Origin of the sequence: Streptomyces sp. NPDC058231, from assembly GCF_042882275.1 — a bacterium.
Taxonomy (GTDB): Bacteria; Actinomycetota; Actinomycetes; order Streptomycetales; family Streptomycetaceae; genus Streptomyces.
In genome coordinates this window covers 25,554-46,967 of the sequence record NZ_JBHVWN010000058.1, presented here as the reverse complement: position 1 = coordinate 46,967, position 21,414 = coordinate 25,554, and the positions used below count along the sequence as shown (strand labels likewise).

The following is a 21,414-nucleotide window of genomic DNA, read 5'->3' as shown; positions in this document are numbered from 1 at the left end:
ACCTGCCACAACAGACACCCACTACCTCAGTCAGACCGAAGCAATCTGCCGCCCGAAGCACCAAGAAGCCTCCCTTGCGGGACGAAACGCTCTTTTACTGATCGTTTCAGAATGAGGTTCCGAGTCGTCTCAAGCAGTTGATGCTGCAGGCGGGTTGGAGCAGGCCTTGGTGGAGGTCGGCGCGTACCTCGTAGCTGATGCGCAGACGCTTGAACTGGTGGAGCCAGGCGAAGGTCCGCTCGACCACCCAGCGGGTCTTGCCCAGGCCCGAGCCGTGGGCGACGCCGCGACGGGCGATGAGCGGCTTGATCCCGCGCTTCCACAGCAGGCGGCGATACTTGTCGAAGTCGTAGCCCCGGTCGGTAAACAGCCTTCGTGGCCGTGTGCGCGGGCGTCCGCGCAGGCCCCGGATCGGTGGGTTCGCGTCAAGGAGCGGCAGGAGCTGTGTGACGTGGTGGCGGTTGCCGCCGGTCAGCGTGACGGCGAGCGGGGTGCCCTGCCGGTCAACGATCAGGTGGTGCTTGCTGCCCGACCTACCCCGGTCGACGGGCGAAGGGCCGCTGTGAGCCCCCCTTTCAACGCCCTGACGTGCGAACCGTCAATCGCGGCCTCGTCCATGTCCAGCAGGTCGGCCTCTCGCAACTCGGCGAGGAGGACCTCGTGCAAGCGGGGCCAGACGCCGGCCTCAGTCCAGTCCCGGAGCCGACGCCACGCGGTCACCCCTGAACAGCCAACGACCTGGATGGGCACATCGCGCCAGGCCACGCCCTTACGGAGCACGTAGACGATGCCAGCCAGTACGGCGCGGTCCGATACCGGCAGTCGTCCGGGGTGGTGATGGCGTCGGGCAGGCCGGGCTGGGAGAAGCGGAACTATGCGATCCCAGAGATCATCGGGAACAAGGTCGGAAGACACGTTGGAGAGTCTGCCCGACGCGTTGTCAGAAATTGCCCGGAATACCAGCGTCGATGCGACTGGCAGCAGCGGCCGGTCAAATTCAGCGCCAGCCACCGTGGCGAGGCTCCACGTGCTCGCCGAACGGTGGGTCGAACGTCTGCCCGTCGTCGTCGGTCACGACGTAGTCCGGTTCGGTCTTCGAGGCGGCTGCTTGCAACCGGATCACGAGGTCGGTGACCGGCACGATACGCAGCGACAGGGCTGCCGCCACCCGGGCAGCTTCGTTGTCGATGTCCGGGTTGTACTTGCCGCGGGACCGTTCAAGGTGTTGAGCGGAGACCTGCATGACCTCCACATCGCCACCGCCCGAGAATGAGAGGCAGTCCCGCCACTCCAGCCCGATGATGATCTCCAGCGCGTCCGCCAGGTCATCAGCGAGCAGACCGCCTTCTCCTTCGGAACTCGCGAACACCACCGGCCGGCGACCGTTCTCCTCGGCACACAGAAAGTACGCCCCACCAGCGAACTCCCCGGCGATCACCTCCAGCGGCGCACCCGAGGCAAGCCTCAAGCCATCGCCATTGTGCTTCCGGTGGATGTCGAAGCCGAACGATGACCGCAGCAGCAGATCAATCTCCGGGGTGGTCTGGATAAGGTCAAGCAGACGATCACTTGAGATCATGGCACGGACAATAGCGAGTGCCGCTGACGTGTCAGTGGCAGGGCGAACAGCCGCCCGTGTCCGGCGGTGGCGCGACCCCGGGATGGAGCACTCCAGGCTCAAGCCACACAACTCATTCTGAAACGATCAGTTACTCGACTGGCACGGCATCGACTGGGCCCCTTGCGAGGAGAACGTACGGTGGCTGAGGCAGAGGATCTTCAAGACGACGCAGCAAAACTGCGCAGCCAGCTCACCTACAAGACTTCCTGGTACGGCTCCCACCTCGCGGTCCTGGACCGCTGTGGCCGTCCAGCAAGACCTGATCGACGCAGGGGAGAAGGACGGCGGTCTGTGATGACGATCGCTCAGAAGTAGCGCAGACGAGCAGAGTTCCCGTCGATGAGCAACAGGCAGTCCTTGAGTGCGCGCAACGGCGACTCGTGGCCATGCACGGGCACGAGCATCAACTCCAGATCCTGCAATGGTTTGGCAACGCGAAACAAATTGGCTTCCGTCGGGATCGGGACCCCCGAGACACGATCCCGGCTCGCGACCCCGGGCCCCGAGGGACCGTCCGAGGCATAACCCTCACCGAAGCCGCCTTCGCGTCCCGCAGCATGGATCGATCTCGGCTGCCGCGCCACAGAGGCTGCGCAGCAGATTGCCCGGGTGCCACGCCGTGTCCAGCGCCCGGTCCGGGGAGGGGACAGGCGCCGCGGCAATATTTTGGAGGGCCTCGCGGGGCGGAAGCTGGGTCAGGGCGCGGGGAGGGACCAGACGTCGCGTGCCGGTCACCCCGCGCCCGTGCCCGTGGCGGCGTCGGGTGAAGGCCAACCCTCCTGCGCGGCGAGCGCCGCGTCGACGCCCCTGGGTGGGAGAACCATACGAACGGCTCGCCCGGTCCCGCAGAACAACGCAGGGAAGCTTGATCCCGATCATTTGCAACTGAACCTGGCGGGGGGGTTGGTCGTGCTGACGCCGTGCGGACTCGTCGGCAAGCAGGGCACGGAAGACCCGGTCCGAGATGCGGCGTTTGAGTACGCGGAGAGCCTCTTTGGCGGTCTTTCCGGCCGCAATCAGCTTGGCGTAGTAAGCGGCTCCCTCACCTGTTCCACGAACCTGCGTGACCGCGATCATGTGGAGGGCGTTGTTGATCGTCCGATTGCCCCCTCGGTTGAGTCGAACCCTGACCTTGTTCGAGGACCAGACCGGGATCGGCGCGGTGCCGTTGAAGCGCGCGAACGCGTCCTTCGATTTGAAACGGGCGGCGCCGGCGGTCTCGCCGAGGATTGCTGCGGCCCCGATCACCCCGCAGCCCGGGACATCCAGAAGGGCAGGCGCGAGATCGCGCACCAGGCGCCGCAGCCGCCCTTCCAGGGCATTGATCCGCTCAGTGAGCCCTCGACACTCCGCGATCAAGTCGATGGCAATCTCGACGACTACCGCCGCCCGACCAAGCAAGGTTGCCTCCAGCACGTCGAAGACACACAGGCGGCGCAGGCCACGCGAGGGGACGGGCAACTCGGGGTCGATCTCGTGAAGGAACCAGCGAAGCTTGTTGGCCGCGGCGGTCCGCCGGCGGACCAGCAGGCGACGGTGGTCGACTATGAGCTTCGCGTCACGGTAGGGGCCGTCCAGGCAGGCCTTCGGCAGGTCAGGCTCTCGCAGGGCGACCCGGGCCACCGCCGCGGCATCGATCGGATCCGACTTCCCGCGCTCGCGGGCCGAGCGACGCGCACCGGCCATCAGCCTCGTGTGCACGCGGACGACGGAGTGGCGGGCGGCCAGGAGGTCGACCTCGAAGCGACGGGTGAGGTGTCGGCAGTCCTCCACCGCAACCAGGACGTGGCCGAACTGCTGCATCCGCTCGCATCCTTGCTGATGACCAGTGGTGGTTGCGGCGATTGTGAGCTGGGCCAGCCTCCGTCCGAGCGGGTCGACAGCGACCAGGGTGTGGGTCTTCCTGTGAGCGTCGACGCCGACCACGATCACGAAGGTGCCTCCAACAGCGGGCGCGGGGATCCGATGCCGGGTCCACCGCGGGGGCACGCCTCAATCGGGCCGAGAGCACGCTCCTATCAAGCCACTCCACGGGGACGCCAGGGCCGGCGGGGCGGCACATCAAGGACAAGCCACCGCGAACGGGGCAGCGAAAAAGAGAGCCAACCCCGCCGGTCCTGCCACTCTGACACCACCCGGATGCCGGTGACCCTTACTTTGGCATTGACGCGAAGAAAGCTGTGGCCCGCTTGAGGACGTCGACATCCTCGCGCAGCCGGCGGTTCTCCTGCCGCAACGCGGCCAGTTCCTCGCGCTCACTGCTGGTCTGCCCGCTTCGCTCGCCCGCGTCGACCTCGGCCTGCTTGACCCAGTCCCGCACCGCGGTCTCGGTCAGTTCGAAGTCTCTGGCGACCTGCCCGACCGAGCGGTCACCCCGTCGGCACAGACCGACGATCTCGGCCTTGAACTCCGGCGTGAACGAACGGCGAGGGCGGCGAGGTTTCTTCTTCTTCCCCATGCTCTCCATGATGGACATCCTCCCGGGGCTGAGCCCCTGATCTCGAATGTCCGTCAAAGCGGATCGAGCTCAGGCGCCACCTCCTACGAAGCAGCGGTCAGTCTGGCGCCGTTCCTGCTCTGGGCAAGATCCGTTTGAAGACGGGCCCTGGAGCACGGGCCGGTGGCGAACTGCCCGTCGCCGGGGGGTGGGGCCGGCCGTGACGTCACCGGTCCCCGGACTCCGGGCTGTTAGCGGTTCAGGTGGGCGAGGAGGAGGTTGGGGTCAGTGGCCGGTACGTAGGCGGCGCTGTCGACGTAGACGGTGTTGCCGCGCAGGGCGATGGAGGTGGGGTTCTGGAGGCCGTCGGCTGCGGTCAGGACGATGGCGTGGTGGCCGTTCGGTTGGACGAGCGCGACCTCGCTGGGGCCGTTGAGGGCGGCCAGCAGCTGGTCGCCGTGGCCGGTGAAGGCGAAGTCGTCGATTCCGGACAGTCCGGCTGCCCGGGTCCGGACCGATCCGGCGCGTCCGTCCGGGAGGATGGGGATGCGCAGGACGGTGCCCTGGTCGAGGTTGGTGGCCCACACCGCCCCGCCGTGGACCTTCAGGCCGTTGGCGCCGAGGAATCCGGTGGAGGCCAGTTCGGGGGCGGTGGACCAGGCGACGGCGGTGCCGCCGGTGACGGGCATGCTCCAGATCGTGCCGAGGACGGAGTCGGTCGCGTAGAGGGTCCCGGTCCGGGCGTCCAGGGCCAGGCCGTTGGGGAGGCCGGTCGCCGGCAGCGCGGCGATGCGCTGCGGTTCGCCGCCGGGGCGCAGCCGCCACACGCCCGTCAGGTCGGCGGTGCCGGTGGCGTACAGGAAGTACAGGGTGCCGTCGTCCGCACGGACGATGCCGACGGTCAACGGGAAACGCAGCGCCGGGGTGTGCACGCCGCCGTCGGCGGGCAGCGGCAGGGTGGCAAGGACCCGGATGGTGCCGGTGGGGGAGATCAGGGCCACCTGGCGGGCGTCGGCGAAGGTGACGTAGGCACCTCCGCCGGGGGCCGGCGTGATGTTCTCCGGCCTCTGGCCCTTGGCCGGGTCGAAGTGCCGGGCGATCCGGGCGTTGCTCAGCGGGTCGGAGACAGCCGACGCCGGGGCCGGGCTGATCGTCGTGATCACTGCCGCGGACAGGGCGGCAGCCACAGCAGTGGTCCTGGACAGCTTCTTGAACATGATGCCTTCACTGTTTTCGGGCATGCGGCAGCGATGCGCCGACGCACGGGTTGGGCGGATGGCTCTGACCCGGGGCGCGGTGCGCCGAGGGCCGTTTCGGGCACGGTAGGTTGTCGGCCGTGCCCGGGTCCTTGTGGGTGTCGAGCCCGGTGGCGTGCCTGGTCAGCCGACGGCGGCCGGGGCCACGGGTCGCGCCGGATGGGCCTGGGCGACGGCCTGGTCGAGCAGGGCCAGCGCGGTCCGCGCGGGGGAACCGGCCTCGGTGGTGACGACCACGATGTTCTGGCCGGGCCCCTGGCTCCAGGTCTGCTGGGAGACGGTCAGCGGGCCGACCAGCGGATGCCGCATCTCGTAGTCGGCGACGGCGCATGGCCTGACCCGGTGATCGGCCCACATCGCGCCGAACTCCGGGCTCTTGGAGCTTAGTTCACCCACCAGCGCGTGGAGGGCGGCGTCGTCCGGGTACTGGCCCGCCACCAGGCGCAGATTCCCCACCACGGCCCTGGCTTTGCTCGGCCAGTCCGCGTACAGATCGCGGGTGTGGGCATCGAGGAACACCAGTCGGGCCATGTTGGGACGCGTGGCCGGGCGGTCGGTGGCACCGGGGTCCAGTTGTGAGGCGAACAGTGCGTGGCCCAGCCGGTTCCACGCCAGGACGTCGCTGCGGCGGCCCAGTACGATCGCCGGAACGTCTGCCAGCGCCTCCAGCAGTTGGCCGGTCGCCGCCGTCACGCGCTCCGGCGCAGGCCGTCGGGCCCGGCCGGCGGCCTTGGTCGACCGCGCCAGGTTGTGCAGGTGGAGGCGCTCGTCCTCGTCCAGCCGCAGCGCCCGGGCGATTGCGTCCAGCACCTCCGCCGAGGCGTTCAGTGACTGCCCCTGTTCCAGCCGTGTGTAGTAGGAGGCGCTCACGCCCGCCAGCAGCGCCAGCTCCTCGCGCCGCAGGCCCGGTACCCGCCGACGCTCCCCGTAGGTGGGCACGCCGAGATCCTCCGGACGCAGTTGGGCGCGCCGTGTCTGTAAGAAGTCCCCGAGCTGCACTTTGGCGTTCATGGATCCGAGTATGGGCTGAGCCGCGACCCGCAGCCTGCCCCTGGCGGGGATAGGCACCAACGGGTGTGGCTGCCCGGCGGAACCGGTGATGGCCTGGGCGTCGTCGAACCGGTACCGCACATCCAGGAGGACGCCTTGAGCGCCAGCATCAGCGACCACGACCCCATCGGGGCTCTGGACCCGTCAGCCTTCGCCTTCAGCCGACGCGCATGGGTCGACGCCACACCAGCCGGGGTATACGACCTGATCAGTGATGTCTCCGCGATTGCCCGTTGGAGCCCCGACGCCACCGAGGTGACGTACGACGAGGGTGCCGGGCCACAGGTCGGCGCCTGGTTCAGCGGCCGCAATCAGGGACGGGCGACAGTGGAGCAGCCGCTCCCAGGTCGTACGGGCCGAACCCGGCTTCTCCTTCGCCTTCGTGGTCGGCGGCGCCGAGGGCGGCATCGTCCGCTGGACCTGGACCCTGCGCCCGTGCGGGCGCGGGACCGTCGTCGAGCAGTCCTGGCAACTCCTCCGCCTTGACCCGGTGTTGGGCTCCACCCGGGCCGACCTTGAGGTACTGCGCGACTACATGGCGGACAGTGTTGAAACCACCCTGGTCTCGCTCGCCCGGTGGATCACCGCACCGGTGTCACCAGGTGGTGGTGTCGTCGGATCCGTGGCGGGTGAGATGAGAGCGGGCTGATTCGAAGAAGGCCGTGACCAGGCCGCTGTTTTCGCCGCCCCGGGTCGCGATCGCAACATTGCACGGCTCGATCCCTTCGACGGGAATGGCCGTGAGGTCACGCCTGAGCGTGCTGTTCCCACCGATTGTGCTGTTGGCAGGCGCAAAGGCGAGGGCCCGACCACCGGCGATGGCTTCGAGCTTGTCCTCGTGCGCCTCGACCAGCGGGCCGTCGGGCGCTGGGCGTCCGTCCGGCCGCGGGTCGATGCTCCAGAAGGCGTCGTAGGTGGCGTCCGCATAACGGACCAGTGGTTCGTCAGCGAAGTCGTCAAGAGTGATCGACTCCTTGCCCGCAAGACGGTGCGTCTTCGGCACCAGGAGCACCCGGGGCTCCTGGTACAGGACCGCCACGCGCAGTTGGTCGGTCGGGAAGGGTTCGCGGGCGATGACCACGTCCACGCGGTGGTCCAGTAGCCCCGGATGCACATCGTTCCAGTCCAGATGCAGGGTGCGCACCTCTGCCTCGGGACATCGGCGGCGCAGCTCGCGCACCGCGGGAGTGACGATGAGACCGCCCGCGTACCCAATCGTGACAGCGCCAGGCACGGCGACGGCCCGAGCCTGTGCTGCGGCCGACTCGGCGCAGCGCACCAGCGCTTCTGCCTGCGGCAGGAATACCCGTCCCGCCTCGGTGAGGGTGCTGCCTTGGCTCGTGCGATCGAGCAGACGGACGCCCAGCCGGTCCTCGAGGCGCTGGATCTGTCGGCTCAGCGACGGTTGCGCGACATGCAACGCGGCAGCTGCACGGTGGAAGTTGCCGTGCTCGGCCACGACCGTGAAATACCGCACCAGGCGAAGATCGAGGTCCACCGGGGACGAGGGGTTGCCGGGCACATCAGCATGCTACTCGCGATACTCGTTCCGTATCACGCGGTGCGAAATGGGTCTTGGACGCGGCACGCCTCCGGTTCCTAACGTCAAGACACGAGCCCGCAGCCTCCCAGCCCCGGGCCGACTCGCAACAACCAGGGGGACTTCCACCATGCGCATATTCGTCGCAGGAGCAACTGGATACGTCGGATCGTCCGTCGTCCAGGAGTTGCTCGAAGCCGGACACCAGGTCGTGGGCCTCGCCCGCTCCGACACCGCTGCCGCTGCTTTGACCAGGGTCGGCGTCGACATACACCGTGGTGACATCGATGACCTCGGCAGTCTGCGCGCCGCAGCCGCAGCCGCGGACGGTGTGGTGTACGCCGCCAACAAGCACATCTCCGAATCCACCGACTCGGCCGCGCGAGCGCAGGTCGAACTCAACGCGGTCGAGGCGATCGGTTCAGCGCTGGAAGGAACCGGCAAACCCTTCGCGGTCACCTCGGGAGTCATCGGCCGCACGCCAGGGCACGTGCTCACCGAGGACACCCTTGCCGCCGCCGACCCCATCCACGCCCTGCGGCTCCCGGTTGAGACGTCCGTCCTCGCCATGGGCGAGCGCGGCGTGCGTTCGTCCTCGATACGGCTGGCGCCGACCGTGCACGGCCACGGGGACGCACGCGGATTCATCTCGACCCTGATCGGCATCGCCCGCGCGACGGGCGTGTCCGCCTTCGTCGGCGACGGATCGAACCGCTGGCCATCGGCGCACCGACGCGACGTGGCGAACCTGTTCCGCCTGGCCGTGGAATCCGCCCCGGCCGGCACACCGCTGCACGCTGTCGCCGAGGAGGGAGTGCCGTTCCGCGACATCGCCGAGGCCATCGGCCGCGGCCTGGGTCTCCCAGCCGTCAGCCTCGCGACCAGGGATGCGAGTGAACACTTCAGCCTTCTCGCCCCGCTGGTCTCGCTCGACAGTCCAGCCTCCAGTGCACTGACCCAGCAGCGCTTCGACTGGCAGCCGACCCACCTCACACTGATCGCGGACATCGAAGAAGGGCACTACTTCAAGCATTGAGCACTTTCTGTCCTGAAGTCGCAGGTCACTGGGCTGGTGTGAGGTGAGGCGGGAAGGCTCGGGCTGGTCGGGCCTTCGACCTCACCCACTTCACCATCGACTGGGAGAAGCAGCGCGCCACCTGCCCCAACGGGGCAGTGAGCAGAAACTGGCGCCAGGCCCGGAGCAAGGAAGGCCTGCCGATCATCCACGTGACGTTCCGCCTGCCGGACTGCGCCCCCTGCCCGGTCAGAGCCCGGTGCACCCGCTCCACGCCCGGCGCCCGCGGGGCTCACCGACCACGAGCGACCTTCTCCGCCAGGAGCTTCGCTGGCGATCTCCTTGCCGTCGATGTAGGGCACGCCTGTCGGCTCGACGAGGAGCTGGAGGCATTCGTTGATGTGTGACGGCCTGGACTGCAGCACGAGCAGCGCCCTCCGCCCAGTTGCTCGCCCCCTCAGCCAGGGCCTGCATCTGCTGCAGCACGGACCGGTAGGCATGGTCCGTAGGCGTGTTGAACAGCGATGAATGACGCAGTCCGCCATCGATGAACGCGTGGTCCGTGCCGTTCAGGACCGCTTGCACGAGTGCGGGCAGTCGGGCCTCGGCCAGGTGTACGGCCTCGGAGTCCCGGGCGGCTGCGTTCACTTCCGCGTCACGGCATCGCTGTTCCAGCGCACCGAGCCCGCGGGCCTGCCGCCCGATCGTGCGCCGCGTACGCATCATTGCGACGGAGACTGCGATGGTCGACGCCACCCCGGCCGAGGCCACGACCATGGCGGCACTCTCTATCAGAGCGGACATCAGCCGGAGATGCGCGTGGTGTTGACCCACGCCACCTTGTCGTTGCCCGGCGTCGCAGACACGACGTACTTCGGGATGGCGTTCATCCGGTCGGCGAACGGGTCACCGGCTCGCTCGGGCCACGCCGCTGCCACCGTCTGCCAGGTGCGGCGCCCGAACAGCAGCGCCTCGGCCTTGGTCAACGCGTCGTCGAAGGCGCCGCCCACCACCTCCGGATCGAAGAAGGGGGGTGACCAGCCGCCCGGGGGCACAGCCGCCGGCCGTGTCCCCGTCGGATTCGCCCGGCGCCTGCACGATGCCGTCCAAGCTCATGAACTGACTGATCACGATGCGTATGGGCTCGCTCCCCGCGCTGTTCGGGCGCGCAACGGATACCGTCGCGCCGCCCGAAAATCATCGCGCGTGTTCGGCATCGGCGAGCGATGACTCCACGAACAAGTGGGCACTGCCCGAGTCGGCGCTCCGGCGGCCCGTCTCGACCGTGGTGAGCGAGAGGTGGCAGAAGCGTCCGGACCTCCCCGGCCGCATCAGTCCAGCAGCAGCTCAGGATCGTAGATATCGAGCCAGACAGCCAGGTCCAGGGTGCGCTCCAGCCCGCGCCGCGACGCCTGGGTGATCTGCGGGAGCTCACGGTGCGCGGCCCGCTTCAGCCGGTCCCGGTCCACGAGTTCGAAGACCCGGTGAGAAGGGCTGGCCAGCAGATCCTTGGCCTGCTCCTGCAGGGCGATCGCGTACTTCGGATCCTGTGTCGACGGATACGGGCTCTTCACCCGGTCGTACACCGACTGGGGGAGTACATCGCGAGTGGCCTCCCGAAGCAGACTCTTCTCCCGTCCGTCGAACGACTTCAGCGACCATGGCGCGTTGTACACGAACTCGACGAGCCGGTGGTCGCAGTAAGGCACTCGAACCTCAAGGCCGACGGCCATGCTCGTCCGGTCCTTGCGGTCCAGGAGTACCCGCACGAAGCGGGTCAGGTGCAGATGGCAGATCCGCCGCATCCGGTACTCGAAGTCGGACTCGCCGTCCAGGCGGCGGATCCCGGCTGTGGCGACCGCGTAACTGTGGCGGATGTACCCGGGCAGGTCGAGCGCGTCCGTCAGGTCGGGGCGCAGGACATCGGCGTCGTCCCCGAAGTGCTCCGCGAACTTCACCAGCCACGGGAAGGTGTCGGCGGCGCGGGCCTCCTCGTCGAAGAACTGGAGGTAGCCGCCGAACACCTCGTCGGCGGACTCGCCGGAGAGGGCCACCGTGGAATGCTCGCGAATCGCCTTGAACAGCAGGTACAGCGACGAGTCCATGTCGCCGAAGCCCATCGGCAGGTCACGGGCCCGGATCACCCGCGCTCGCACGTCGGGATCGGCGAGTGCCTGGGAGTCGAGCACGATGTCGAGATGCTCGGTACCGGCCGCCCGGGCCACGTCGTGCACGTACGGGGTGTCGGGCGTGGCGCGAAGCTCGTCCGCGACGAAGTTGTCGGCTTGCCCCACGAAGTCCACGGCGAAGCTGCGCACCGTCTCGCCGCGTTCCGCGAGATGCCGGGCGGCGATGGCGGTCATGGCGGACGAATCCAGACCGCCCGACAGGAGTGTGCAGCGCGGTACGTCGGAGACCAGCTGGCGGCGCACGATGTCGTCGAGCAGCTCGCGCACGGTGGCGATCGAGGTGGCCTGGTCGGCAGTGTGGGGCCGCGTCTCCAGGGTCCAGTAGGTGTGCCGGTGCAGCCCGTCACGGTCGACGGTGACGACCGTGCCGGGCTCGACCTCGTGCATCCCGTCCCACACGGCGTGCCCCGGGGTCTTCACGAAGGCGAACAGCTCACGCAGCCCGTCCCGGGTGACCGCGCGCCGGGCGAGAGGGTTGGCGAGGATCGCCTTCGGCTCGGAGCCGAACAGCACGCCGTCCGTCGTGGGGGCGTAGTAGAAGGGCTTGATGCCCATGCGGTCGCGGATCATCACCAGTTTCTGTGTGCGGGCATCCCACACGGCGAAGGCGTACATCCCGTTGAGCCGATCGGCCACCGCGTCCCCCCACTCCAGGTAGCCGTGGAGCACGACCTCGGTGTCGGAGTCGGTCGTGAACCGGTGTCCGAGACCGGCCAGTTCGACTCTGAGCTCGGGGTAGTTGTACGCCTCGCCGGAGTACACCATCGCCACGTCGCCCTGCGGGGTCCGGGCCGTCATCGGCTGACGTCCGCCCGGCAGGTCGATGATGGCGAGCCTGCGGTGCCCCAGGCCGGCCGGGCCGTCGAAGAATGTGCCGCTGTCGTCGGGGCCCCGGCACGCCATCGTCGCAGTCATCGCGTCCAGTACGGCGGACTCGGACCGCAGATCGCGGTCGAAGGAGATCCAGCCGGTGATGCCGCACATAGATGCCTCCTGCCTATGGCTCGACCTCGCGAGGCATCGCCGCGGATCTTCGCGTGCGCATCTTTCGCGACAGTCGAACAACGTGTATCGCGCACTTATGTGACGAGTGTGCGCCTCCCCGTTGCAATCATCAACGCGACGACACCCCGACGCCTCCGGGAGTCCCGCCGTCCAGACCTGGCGACCGTACGGCGAGCAGATCAATCGATTCCGTATGTCTGTGCTGCGCAGGGATTGCGTACGACCGGGTTGAGGCCCGTACGCGCCCGTTCGGCCATCGGCACACTCTTGATCAGCCCTGATGCCGACCGTGCTCTGCCTGGAGCACCTGCTGAAGTTCGCCGGTGTGCTGCTCCGCAAGATCCGGACGGTGGTGATACGCCGCCGGAGTGTTCTGGAACAGGGCCACGCCCCATGATCCGGAGCCGTATTCGGCGAGCAGGGTCGGCCCCTGCTCGCGCGAGATGGCCGCAGTCATTTAACCGCTGGAGTGAGAATCGCACCGGTTTGCCACTGTTCTGTGCCAAGCCGAGGGTGCTACCGGGGCCCGGCGGATGCTGAGGTTGGCGTCCCGCCCCATGAGCCACCTTCCTCCCGCTGCGTACTACGCCTCCCTGCCCAAGCACATCGCCGGTGCCGGAGTCATCTTCCACGACGCGGCGGGCCGCATTCTGCTGGTCCAGCCGTCCTACCGCACCGATGCCTGGGAGATCCCCGGGGGCGGACCGGACACGGGAGGCCTTAGGGGAGCACGAACCCGAATACGGACAGCAGAGCGAGCCCGGCGAAGACCAGCCCAAGCACGGCGGCGAGGAGCAGCAGGAGCGTGTGGGTGTGGTCCTGGGGGCCTGTCGGGTTCATCGGGTGTCCTTGGATTTGGGCCGGGAGGGTGGTGCGCGGCGAGCACCAGTGTGGTCAGACGGCCTGCTGCTGGCAAGCAGAGCGGTGTCAGCAGCGAAGACCACGAAGATCATCTTGTGCACTTCCAGTGCAACATGCAGTACCCACGGTCGAGGAAGCCATGGGCATCCAGGCCAAAGCCCTGCTGGTCCAGCGGCGTTGGAGGCTCTGAGGCAGAGGGCCTTCGGGGCGCAGGACTACTACTAGGGATTCGTGGGGCGAAGGCGACACCGACGAGGTCAGGGTGCGACCGTCGACGCTCGACCAGCTGTGGGAAGACGAGCAGGCTCAGGAAGAAGGGACACACTCGATCCTGCACATGCACAGGATGTTGCGGCCAGGTGAGGATCCTGACTACGGCACCGTGCAGCCCGTTCGGCCTGTCGAGGCTTACCGGATGGCCGGCACCGATCGCCTCACGCGGGCACACGTGAAGGCCGTAGAACCGCTTGCCAGTCGACGTTGGTTCGGCAGATGCACGGTTCTGCACGACGTTCATGGGTCTGGAGGAAATCTACTTCTGGGGCTTCTCCGGTGATTGAAAAGGGCCTAGCCGAGGTGTCTTTCCACGCGATAGCCGTGGGAGAGGTTGAGTGTGTCCGGCGGGCGGCGGTCTTCGACATCTTCCTGGCACCGATCATTGCTCTTGTTCTGGTCGGGCGCCGAGCTTGTCTCTGCGTGTGGGTGGAGCCCTGAACTACCCCTTTAGGGCGTGCAGATCTTTAACTCGTCCTTTTGACCTTGGTCTGGGTGGAGTCGGGAGCGAGGAACGTCGCGACATCGGCTGGTGTGCGAAGGCGGGCGGTAGAAGTGTTGATGTGGTGGCCGCGTACTTCCAGGAGTGGGCGGACCTCCTGGCCCTGACGGGTCAACTGCTCGGCGAGCTTGCGGGTGGAATTGGTGGTCCAGCGCAGCGGCGACATGGGATCTCCCCGGACGTCGGGCTCGACCGGCGTGAGGAGAGTGCCCCCCGAACGGCTGGGTGTGGTCACTGCGCTCGTCTCCCAGATTACGGCGCCGCAGCGGAGCTGGCCGGACTCGCTGAACACCTCCTGATACTCCGGGAGCATCGATACGCCGACCGGCCATAGGCACGAGGAGCCCGGTTCCTTACACCGGTCCAGAGAGCGGGTCTCCCCGTGCGCCCCACCCGGGTACGGATGCGGGCTGGAAGCGCGCGACGGGAGTTGTCTCGGCAGTTGCGCGGTGCGCCGCCGCGGCCGGCGAAGCACTGCGAGCAGGGGTGCCCGGGAACGCAATGAGCAGGCCCCGGTCAGCGGGGGCACTCGATGAGCTGCTCGGACCAGATCGTCTTGCGGTTCTGGCCATGGCGGCAGCCCCAGCGCTGGCCGAGTTGGGCAACGAGGAACAAACCGCGTCCTCCCTCGTCGGTGGTGTGGGCGCGCCGCAGGCGAGGCTGGGTGCCGCTGGAGTCGGTGACCTCGCACACCAGGACGTCGTGGCGAATGAGACGGAGGTCCATCGGCGCACGACCGTAGCGGATGGCGTTGGTGACCAGTTCGCTGACGATGAGTTCGGTGGTGAAGAGGAGGTCCTCGAGGCCCCACGTGGTGAGTTGGTGGGTTGTCCATTCTCGGGCTTTGGAGACGGCTGCAGGGTCGGCCGGGATTTCCCAGTGGGCGGTGTTCTCTGCCGGGATGGCGCGGGTGCGTGCGAGGAGCAGCGTCGCATCGTCGCGCGGCGCTTGGTCTGTTAGGTCGGCGAGGAGAACCCGGGCGGTTTCGTCCAGAGCGCGATCCGGACGGCAGGACGCGGCGAGGGCATCTGTCAGGCGCTGCAGGCCTTGGTCGATGTCGCGGTCGCGCTGTTCGACCAGGCCGTCGGTGCAGAGGGCGAGGACGCTGCCCGGCTCGAGGTCGATCACGGTGGTCTCGTACGGCATGCCGCAGACGGCGAGTGGTGGCCCCGGGGAGATCGCGACGACTTCGGCGGTTCCGTCGGGCCGGACCAGGACGGGGGGCGGGTGCCCGGCACTGGCTATGGCGCATCGTTGGGTGACCGGGTCGTAGACCGCGTACAGGCATGTGCCGCCGATGATGTCGTGGTCGCCGAGTGGGGCTTCGGCCGCGAGGCGCTGGACCAGGTCCGCGATCCGGGTGAGCAACTCGTCCGGTTCGAGTTCCAGGTCCGCGAGCGTCTGGATGGCGGCGCGCAGGCGGCCCATGGTGGCGCTTGCGGGCATGCCGTGGCCGACGACGTCTCCGGCCACAAGAGCCAGCCGAAGAGAAGGGAGAGCAATGGCGTCGTACCAGTCGCCGCTGATTTCGGCTCCGCCGCCTGCGGGCAGGTAGGCGCTGGCGGTCTCGGCTGCAGGGCTGTCGGTCGTGGCCGGGGGAAGGAGGCGCTGCTGCAGCACTACGGCCGCCCTGTGCTCCCGCGTGTAACGGCGGGCGTTGTCGATGGCGAGCGCACCCCGTGAAGCGATCTGTCTCATGAGATCCGCCTCGTCCTCGGTGAAGGGGTCGGATCGGCCGCATCGCCAGGCCGATATGGCGCCGAGTGTGAGCCCGCGGGCATGCAACGGTGCCACCATCACCGAATGGGCGTCCTTCGGGACGAGATACTCGACCAGTTGCGGGTCGCTGACCATGGCGATGAAGTCGTCACGGCCGAAGACGACTGTGTCGCCGTGTCGGAAGCTGCGCAGGAGGGGGTGGTCGGGAAGGGGCGGGACGGAGTCGCCGCGCTTGATGTCGGCCGGCCACACTGCGGTGGTCGGCGCAAGGGCCGCGTTGTCCATGTCTCCACCTCCCAGCTGCTTCGAGGGTTCTTCCCCGTCGAAAACGGAGTGCGCAAGGTCGACTGCGGCGAGATCCCCGAACGCGGGTACGAGAACGTCTGCAAGGTCCTGCGCAGTGCGCACGACGTCCAGGGAGCCGCCCACCTGCTCGGCCACCTCGCGGGCGAGATCCAGATGACGGCGGGCACGCAGATCGTCGGCGCTGTCGATGTACAGGGCTGCGACCCCTGCGGCGCGTCGTCGCGCGTCCTCCGGACGGAATGCGGACAGAGACAGCGCGTGCTGCCGGGCCGGATCGTGCCGCCAGCTCACTTGCGGGTTTCTGCGGACCACTGGGACACCGATTTCGAGCACCTGGCGCAGCACTGCCTCGAGGCTCTCGGCGTCCTCGGCGCCTAGCACGTCGCACAGCCGAGTGCCGGGTGCCACTGGACGGCCGCCGAAGATCCGGTTCTGTGCGGACAGTGCGTGAAGGAGCGTTGCGCCCTGCTCGTGGGCGGCGACGTGGTGTGTGGGTGAGACCAGGACGAGGACCTCCGCCGAGCCCTCCACCTTTGTGGCCCTGAAAGTGACATCGATGGTGTTGCCGCACTGGTGCCACAGTCGTACCCGGCCGGATTCCGGCATCTCCTTGGCGCCGCGCAGGTCGTCCGGGAGGTCGGCCACCAGTTCCTGCACGGGGCGGCCGCAGACCTCCTCTGCGCGGAACCCCGTCAGGTCTTCTGCCGTCCCGGTCCACCCCACGACCGCGCCTCGATCGTCGAGCACGGCGGCTGCCAGGCGGTCAAAGGCGTATCGACTGCCGCCGGGACCGGTACCGGAGGCGTTCGTCGCTCCTTGGGCAACGCCTGTCGAGTCGGTGTTTTCAACATTGGCTGTATTCATTCTTTGACTTCCCTTGCGAGAGCCTGTGGCTGCGAGAGATCGGCATTCGGTGGCGGCCGCGCCCTGGGAAGGCAGCGCGTCATACGGCGCCGGCCGTGAAGGGCAGCTCTTGCTCGGCCAGACGACCTTGCGGTCCGCCCCGAGCGGGCCCCACCTGCGCGGCAGCTGAGCGGATGGCCGTCGCGGCGGCGGACCGCCACGGTGCCGGACCAGCCACCCCGGGCACGGAACTCCTCGGCGTACGCGGAAGCCCGCGGGGCGTCGTCGGAGGCCTGCCCCCTCGGCATCGATCATTGCTATCGCCGCGTCGGGTATCTCCCTGGGGGCTCACCGGCTCGGCGAGTGGCGTGTGATCGGTGTTCGTCATCCGGTTCGTCCCATCGGGTGTAGAGGGGCTGAGAGCGTCGAACCAACGCGGGAGAGGTACACTTTCTTCATTCCTGATGAAATCATCAAATACGATCGCTTAGTCGTCAAGCCTGCTGAAGAGTGATGAAACCCTCAAGCATGAGTGAAGTGGACATATGGTCTTAAATCGCGCGTCGATCAGGGTCGCGTCGAACAGGTCCGGCTTGGACGTGGGGTGTTTGTAGAAGGAGCCGGCGGCTCAGCGCACACGTCGACGAGTCGGACCCTGAGAGCATGCGGCGCGAAACGCGGCGTCTGGGGAGGCGACCGTGAGGCATGGGACTGGCTCAGGTCCTTCCTCACCGCCGACGAACTGCGACGCCTCCTTCCCGAAATGCACTGACTGGAGGAGGACTGCTCGGAACCGGCGTCACCTCGACACTGAGGCTGGACCCACAGGCCAAAGCACACGGGGAACGGCTGCGCTTACGCAGCACCAAGAAGGTGCCACGATCTCCGGTGCGATCTGACGAGCCATGACCTCACATCACAGTTGGACGGGCAGGTGGCGCGGCCCGCGGAGCATGGCGTTCTGCCGGTAAGGCGGCGGGTCCTGGACCAGGCGCGCCGTGCCGAGGTGGGGGAGCAGCGCGCCCAGTGCGGCCTGAGCTTCGAGGCGGGCGAGGGGTGCGCCGTAGCAGAGGTGGATGCCGCTGCCGAAGCCGAGATGCTGGTTGTCCGGGCGGGTGGGGTCGAACCGGTCGGGCTCGTGGAACCGCCTGGGGTCGCGGTTGCCTGAGGCCAGCGCCAGAACGATGGGGGTACCTTGGGCGATCGTCGTGCCGGCGATGTCGATGTCGGCGAGCGGGATGCGCTCGCGCATGTGGACCGGGGGTTCGTAGCGCAGTAGTTCCTCCACCGCTTGCGGCAGCAGGTCGGGGTCGCGGCGCAGCTGGTCCAGTTGTTCGGGTTGGCGCAGCAGGGTGAGCACCCCGTTGGCGATCAGGTTGACCGTGGTCTCGTGTCCCGCGATGAAGAGCAGTACGGCGGTTTCCGCGAGTTCCTCCTGGGTGAGCCGCAGGGCAGGGTCCAGCTCGTTGACGAATGCGGAGAGCATGTCGTCGCTCGACTTGCCACGGCGCTGCTCGGCGAGGTTCACCAGGTACCCGCCCATCTCGATCCGCGCCTGGTCACCGGTTTGATTCGTCTCGGTGGTGTCATCTCCGGGCCTCACGTCGGCGGCTGCGACCAGAGCGTCGGACCAGGCCCGGAGCAGCGGCTCGTCCTCGCGGGGTACGCCGAGCAGGCGGCAGATCACCGTGATGGGCAGCGGGTAGGCGAAATCGTCGACGACGTCGAGCTGCCGGCCCGCCTCGAAGGGTGCCACCAATTCCTCGGTGATCTGGTCGATCTCGCCGCGCATGGCATCGACTCGGCCCGGGCTGTGCGGCGGGCCGAAGGGCCGCATGGCCAGCGTGCGCAGCCTGTGGTGCTCGGGGTCGTCGAGTCGCAGGAACGGCGGCTTGTGTGTCACCTCGTCACGGGTGCGGGGATCGACGCTCATCCGCGGGTCGTGGAGCAGAGCGGCGATCTCGTGGTAGTTGCCGACCAGGTAGCTGCCGTCTGCCTGCAGCACCACGGGACCGGCCTCGCGGAGTTCCGCGTACAGCGGATAGGGGTTGTGGCGGTTGGCGTAGTCAGTGATCCGTGCCAGGAGGGTGTCGGCGGTCATGCGTACGGCTCCTCGGGGTGAGGCGGGAGGTGAGTCAGCCGGTGGGTTGCACCACGGTCAGTCGACGGTCGGGCAGGTAACCGGTGAGCGCCACGGTGGGGCCGTGGGACAGCCCCTTGGGATCCGGCACGTCGGAGGGAAGCGTGATGTCGGCCGCGATCGCACGGTCCGCCGAGCCGGGCGGGGGTGGGAACGGAGCAGCCGTCTCGATCAGGTGCTTGTAGTAGTCGAGCGACTTGGCCATGTCGACGGTGACCGCGGCGGTGACCCGGCCCTGGTAGCCGTAGACCATCGCCAGACGGCGGGCCTCCAGGGAGCCCTGGGCGATGACCACGTGGTCGGAGAACGTGGGCACACCCACCGACTTGATGTTGAGCCCGAACTGGGTCGACCAGAACGACGGGATGGCCAGGTGCGGGCGCTGCAGGGGCCCCGGGTTGACCATGTTGTGGGCCGCCACCTTGGCCTGCTCGACCGCGTTGCCCCAGTGTTCCAGGGAGAGCATCTGGTAGCCGAACAGAGGGTGGGGGAAGCGGGAGACGTCGCCGGCCACGAAGACGTCGTCGGTGACGATTCCGTACATGTTGAAGGCCCGGCACCCGGCGTCGCAGGCGATCCCGCGCGGGCCTGCCGCCAGCCCGGACTCCGCCAGCCACTCGACGTTGCGGACCGCCCCCAACGCCACAACGCACACATCTGCGTCGACACGGCTACCGTCGGACAGCTCCGCACCGGTGAAGCTACCGTTCCCGCGCAGGGCGGTGACCGTCACCCCGCAGCGCAGGTCCACGCCGTGGTTACGCTGCATGACAGCCGCGAGCTTCGACAGGGTGCCACCGAGCGCGCCCACCAGGGGTGCGGGGCCGCGTTCGGCGACTGTGACCTCCAGTCCCCGTTCCCGGCAGGCTGAGGCGATCTCCGAGCCTGTGAAGCCGCCGCCGATCACCAGCACGCGCTCCGGCCCAGCGGCCAGCCGCTGGGCCAGCCCCCCGGCGTCCTCGCGGGTACGCAGGGTGAACACCCCGTTCAGGGCGGCTTCCTCCGGGTTGGGCCAGGGCCGCGCGCGGGTCCCGGTGGCGATCAGCAGCCGGTCGTACGGCAGTGACTCGCCGCCGTCCAGCAGCACCTGTTTCGCGAGCAGGTTCACACCGATGGCGCGCACACCCAGCCGCCAATCGGCGTTCGGGTCCTGGCGCATGGGCAGCCCGGTGGCGTCCGCCGTCGCCTGGCCGAGCAGCACCTGCTTGGACAGCGGCGGCCGGTCGTAGGGTGGGTGGGGCTCGTCTCCGACCACGGTGAGTGAGCCGGTGAAGCCCTCCTCGCGCAGCGCCTCCGCGGCCCTGAGCCCGGCCAGCGACGCGCCGACGATGACGATGCGGCCGTCCTTGAGGTCACCGGGCACCGGCGCTCACCTCCTCACCGAGGAGGATCGCCTGCACCGGGCACGCCGCCGCGGCCTGGCGCACGCGCTCGGCCTGGTCGTCGGGAACGGCTGTGGCGTACAGCAACCCTTCTTCACCGTGCAGCTCGAATACCTCTGGCGCGAGGAATACGCACTGCGCATAGCCCTGGCAGCGCGTGAGGTCCACAACGGTCTGCATCTCCACCACTCCCTCCGTTGCCGCACCCCCCTCGTTTCCAGCATGGGGCCGGACACGGGCCCCCGCATGCGAGGTGGCTGGTGCGGGTGAGCATCTTCTCGAAGGCCGGGCGGACTTGGTCCAGGCAGCCGACGCGGTCTGGGAGAGACGTCGACCTGTTCATGCCGCTGTCGGCCGTGCGGGCCATTTCTCGCAGCCTCGACAGTTCCATACGTTGTATGGTAAACCTGGGAAGGCACTTCCGTACGTCGTATGGAAGGGCTTGTCGGATCACGCCAGGCGCCGCACGTCGCCTACATGCGGCCGATGGTGCAGATCGCTCCAATCAGGAAGGAATGGTCATGAAAAATCTCACGAGGTGCGTTGCTGCCGTCACCGCTTCCTCCGTGGCGTTCGTGAGTGCCGCCGTTCTTGGCGCCGGCCTCACCACGTCGGCCGAGACTTCTGCATCCGCGCACGTCCAGCGCCCGACCGTCGGCGTCAGCGCCGCCGACTACCGCTGGGACCACCGAGTCGGCTACCTGCTCGAGCAGCGCTACTCCCGGGACGAGATCCGTGGCTGGCGCCACGACGGCCGGGATGAGATCAGCCGCGCAGCCGAGGTGGAGACGCCTTGGAGCGAAAGGCGATGGAGTCTTTGAAGACCGTGATACAGGGGGTGGCCGTGCAGCTTGTCATCTCGTGCAGCTACTCGCTGTCCATGTGCATGAGCCTGCGTTACGAGCCCACCGATCCCTACGTCGTCCGTGCCGCCTTTTTCACCGACACTGAGGAGCTGGCCGAATGGGTCCTGGGGCGTGATCTTCTGGCCGACGGCCTGAGAGGTTCCGCAGGCAGTGGGGGCATCCGGATCTGGCCGGCCGTCGGTCGTGGTGACGAAGCGATGTACATCGCCCTCGGGTCTCCCGCGGACGCCGCCTTGCTCGAGGTTCCCGTGCAGGACGTCAGGACCTTCCTGGAGCACACGGAGGCGCTGGTGCCACGGGGTACTGAGTCCGGACACATCGACTGGAACCGCGAACTGGCGAACCTGTTCACGAAAGGCTGAGGGAAGCCTCCCAACTGGCTTACGGATGGGGGGCTTTGTCCCGCTTC

The 21,414-nt window shown here is 68.1% G+C and carries 18 protein-coding genes and 2 pseudogenes; 5 read left to right on the top strand and 15 right to left on the bottom strand.

The genetic code is table 11. The features are described from left to right. Positions 1-106: 106 nt before the first annotated feature. The 6 genes from ACFVXE_RS29495 to ACFVXE_RS29470 all read right to left on the bottom strand — a co-directional run bounded on the left by ACFVXE_RS29495 (position 107) and on the right by ACFVXE_RS29470 (position 6,325). Positions 107-915, bottom strand: a protein-coding gene (locus tag ACFVXE_RS29495; protein ID WP_389675698.1) for an IS5 family transposase whose coding sequence is annotated in 2 segments (ribosomal slippage) — positions 107-576 and positions 576-915 — 810 coding nt in all. Because the reading frame shifts where the segments join, the coding sequence is not laid out codon by codon here. A gap of 82 nt (positions 916-997) precedes the next feature. After that, positions 998-1,579: a hypothetical protein gene (locus ACFVXE_RS29490; RefSeq protein ID WP_389675693.1), complete on the bottom strand. Its 582-nt coding sequence runs from the start codon at positions 1,577-1,579 to the stop codon at positions 998-1,000. Positions 1,580-2,149: 570 nt separating this feature from the next. Continuing rightward, on the bottom strand, positions 2,150-3,553 hold the full coding sequence (locus ACFVXE_RS29485; RefSeq protein ID WP_389675691.1) for an IS110 family transposase: 1,404 nt from the start codon (positions 3,551-3,553) through the stop codon (positions 2,150-2,152). Between the two features lie 220 nt (positions 3,554-3,773). After that, complete coding sequence (locus ACFVXE_RS29480) at positions 3,774-4,088, bottom strand: transposase (RefSeq protein ID WP_389675690.1); 315 nt, start codon at positions 4,086-4,088, stop codon at positions 3,774-3,776. Between the two features lie 221 nt (positions 4,089-4,309). Then, positions 4,310-5,299: an SMP-30/gluconolactonase/LRE family protein gene (locus ACFVXE_RS29475; protein ID WP_389675688.1), complete on the bottom strand. Its 990-nt coding sequence runs from the start codon at positions 5,297-5,299 to the stop codon at positions 4,310-4,312. Positions 5,300-5,437: 138 nt separating this feature from the next. Next, positions 5,438-6,325 (bottom strand): helix-turn-helix domain-containing protein, encoded by an 888-nt coding sequence (locus tag ACFVXE_RS29470; protein ID WP_389675687.1) that lies wholly within the window; start codon positions 6,323-6,325, stop codon positions 5,438-5,440. A gap of 63 nt (positions 6,326-6,388) precedes the next feature. On the opposite strand from ACFVXE_RS29470, the gene ACFVXE_RS29465 reads away from it, so the two are divergent. Beyond that, complete coding sequence (locus tag ACFVXE_RS29465) at positions 6,389-6,850, top strand: SRPBCC family protein (RefSeq protein WP_389675686.1); 462 nt, start codon at positions 6,389-6,391, stop codon at positions 6,848-6,850. Between the two features lie 109 nt (positions 6,851-6,959). On the opposite strand, the gene ACFVXE_RS29460 is transcribed toward ACFVXE_RS29465, so the two are convergent. After that, entirely contained in the window at positions 6,960-7,886 is a 927-nt protein-coding gene (locus ACFVXE_RS29460; protein ID WP_389675684.1) for a LysR family transcriptional regulator, read from the bottom strand. A 148-nt stretch (positions 7,887-8,034) separates the two neighbouring features. Here ACFVXE_RS29460 and ACFVXE_RS29455 point away from each other — a divergent pair, with 148 nt between their 5' ends. Both ACFVXE_RS29455 and ACFVXE_RS29450 read left to right on the top strand, forming a co-directional pair. Beyond that, positions 8,035-8,940, top strand: coding sequence for an SDR family oxidoreductase (locus ACFVXE_RS29455; protein WP_389675683.1), 906 nt, complete (start codon positions 8,035-8,037; stop codon positions 8,938-8,940). Between the two features lie 95 nt (positions 8,941-9,035). Next, positions 9,036-9,326: a transposase gene (locus tag ACFVXE_RS29450; RefSeq protein WP_389675696.1), complete on the top strand. Its 291-nt coding sequence runs from the start codon at positions 9,036-9,038 to the stop codon at positions 9,324-9,326. Between the two features lie 399 nt (positions 9,327-9,725). On the opposite strand, the pseudogene ACFVXE_RS29445 reads toward ACFVXE_RS29450, so the two are convergent. The 8 genes and pseudogenes from ACFVXE_RS29445 to ACFVXE_RS29410 form a co-directional block, all read right to left on the bottom strand. Continuing rightward, positions 9,726-10,059 (bottom strand): annotated as a pseudogene (locus ACFVXE_RS29445) (dihydrofolate reductase family protein); the annotation flags it as partial. Between the two features lie 191 nt (positions 10,060-10,250). After that, positions 10,251-12,092, bottom strand: coding sequence for an asparagine synthase (glutamine-hydrolyzing) (asnB, locus tag ACFVXE_RS29440; RefSeq protein WP_389675682.1), 1,842 nt, complete (start codon positions 12,090-12,092; stop codon positions 10,251-10,253). 292 nt (positions 12,093-12,384) lie between these two features. Continuing rightward, positions 12,385-12,570: a hypothetical protein gene (locus tag ACFVXE_RS29435; protein WP_389675681.1), complete on the bottom strand. Its 186-nt coding sequence runs from the start codon at positions 12,568-12,570 to the stop codon at positions 12,385-12,387. Between the two features lie 1,270 nt (positions 12,571-13,840). Then, positions 13,841-13,954: pseudogene (locus ACFVXE_RS29430) on the bottom strand (hypothetical protein); the annotation flags it as partial. A gap of 311 nt (positions 13,955-14,265) precedes the next feature. Further along, positions 14,266-16,638: a SpoIIE family protein phosphatase gene (locus ACFVXE_RS29425; RefSeq protein ID WP_389675679.1), complete on the bottom strand. Its 2,373-nt coding sequence runs from the start codon at positions 16,636-16,638 to the stop codon at positions 14,266-14,268. Between the two features lie 895 nt (positions 16,639-17,533). Then, the gene (locus tag ACFVXE_RS29420; protein WP_389675678.1) at positions 17,534-18,718 is read right to left on the bottom strand and encodes a cytochrome P450; all 1,185 of its coding nucleotides are present in this window, start codon (positions 18,716-18,718) and stop codon (positions 17,534-17,536) included. Between the two features lie 34 nt (positions 18,719-18,752). After that, positions 18,753-20,120 (bottom strand): NAD(P)/FAD-dependent oxidoreductase, encoded by a 1,368-nt coding sequence (locus ACFVXE_RS29415; RefSeq protein WP_389675677.1) that lies wholly within the window; start codon positions 20,118-20,120, stop codon positions 18,753-18,755. Next, complete coding sequence (locus ACFVXE_RS29410; protein WP_389675695.1) at positions 20,110-20,319, bottom strand: ferredoxin; 210 nt, start codon at positions 20,317-20,319, stop codon at positions 20,110-20,112. Before ACFVXE_RS29410 ends, ACFVXE_RS29415 begins: the two co-directional genes overlap by 11 nt. 341 nt (positions 20,320-20,660) lie before the next feature. Here ACFVXE_RS29410 and ACFVXE_RS29405 point away from each other — a divergent pair, with 341 nt between their 5' ends. Both ACFVXE_RS29405 and ACFVXE_RS29400 read left to right on the top strand, forming a co-directional pair. Then, positions 20,661-20,960, top strand: a complete 300-nt coding sequence (locus ACFVXE_RS29405) for a hypothetical protein (RefSeq protein WP_389675675.1) — start codon at positions 20,661-20,663, stop codon at positions 20,958-20,960. Beyond that, a complete protein-coding gene (locus ACFVXE_RS29400; RefSeq protein ID WP_389675673.1) occupies positions 20,933-21,367 on the top strand; it encodes an SsgA family sporulation/cell division regulator in 435 nt (144 codons plus the stop codon). The genes ACFVXE_RS29405 and ACFVXE_RS29400 overlap by 28 nt, the downstream gene beginning before the upstream one ends. Positions 21,368-21,414: the final 47 nt, after the last annotated feature.

Bases quoted from the DNA above. Each gene is read 5' to 3' on its own strand.
- ACFVXE_RS29490 (WP_389675693.1), bottom strand. From the start codon at position 1,579: ATGATCTCAAGTGATCGTCTGCTTGACCTTATCCAGACCACCCCGGAG.
- ACFVXE_RS29480 (WP_389675690.1), bottom strand. From the start codon at position 4,088: ATGGAGAGCATGGGGAAGAAGAAGAAACCTCGCCGCCCTCGCCGTTCG.
- ACFVXE_RS29475 (WP_389675688.1), bottom strand. From the start codon at position 5,299: ATGCCCGAAAACAGTGAAGGCATCATGTTCAAGAAGCTGTCCAGGACC.
- ACFVXE_RS29470 (WP_389675687.1), bottom strand. From the start codon at position 6,325: ATGAACGCCAAAGTGCAGCTCGGGGACTTCTTACAGACACGGCGCGCC.
- ACFVXE_RS29455 (WP_389675683.1), top strand. From the start codon at position 8,035: ATGCGCATATTCGTCGCAGGAGCAACTGGATACGTCGGATCGTCCGTC.
- asnB (WP_389675682.1), bottom strand. From the start codon at position 12,092: ATGTGCGGCATCACCGGCTGGATCTCCTTCGACCGCGATCTGCGGTCC.
- ACFVXE_RS29435 (WP_389675681.1), bottom strand. From the start codon at position 12,570: ATGACTGCGGCCATCTCGCGCGAGCAGGGGCCGACCCTGCTCGCCGAA.
- ACFVXE_RS29425 (WP_389675679.1), bottom strand. From the start codon at position 16,638: ATGAATACAGCCAATGTTGAAAACACCGACTCGACAGGCGTTGCCCAA.
- ACFVXE_RS29420 (WP_389675678.1), bottom strand. From the start codon at position 18,718: ATGACCGCCGACACCCTCCTGGCACGGATCACTGACTACGCCAACCGC.
- ACFVXE_RS29410 (WP_389675695.1), bottom strand. From the start codon at position 20,319: ATGCAGACCGTTGTGGACCTCACGCGCTGCCAGGGCTATGCGCAGTGC.
- ACFVXE_RS29405 (WP_389675675.1), top strand. From the start codon at position 20,661: ATGAAAAATCTCACGAGGTGCGTTGCTGCCGTCACCGCTTCCTCCGTG.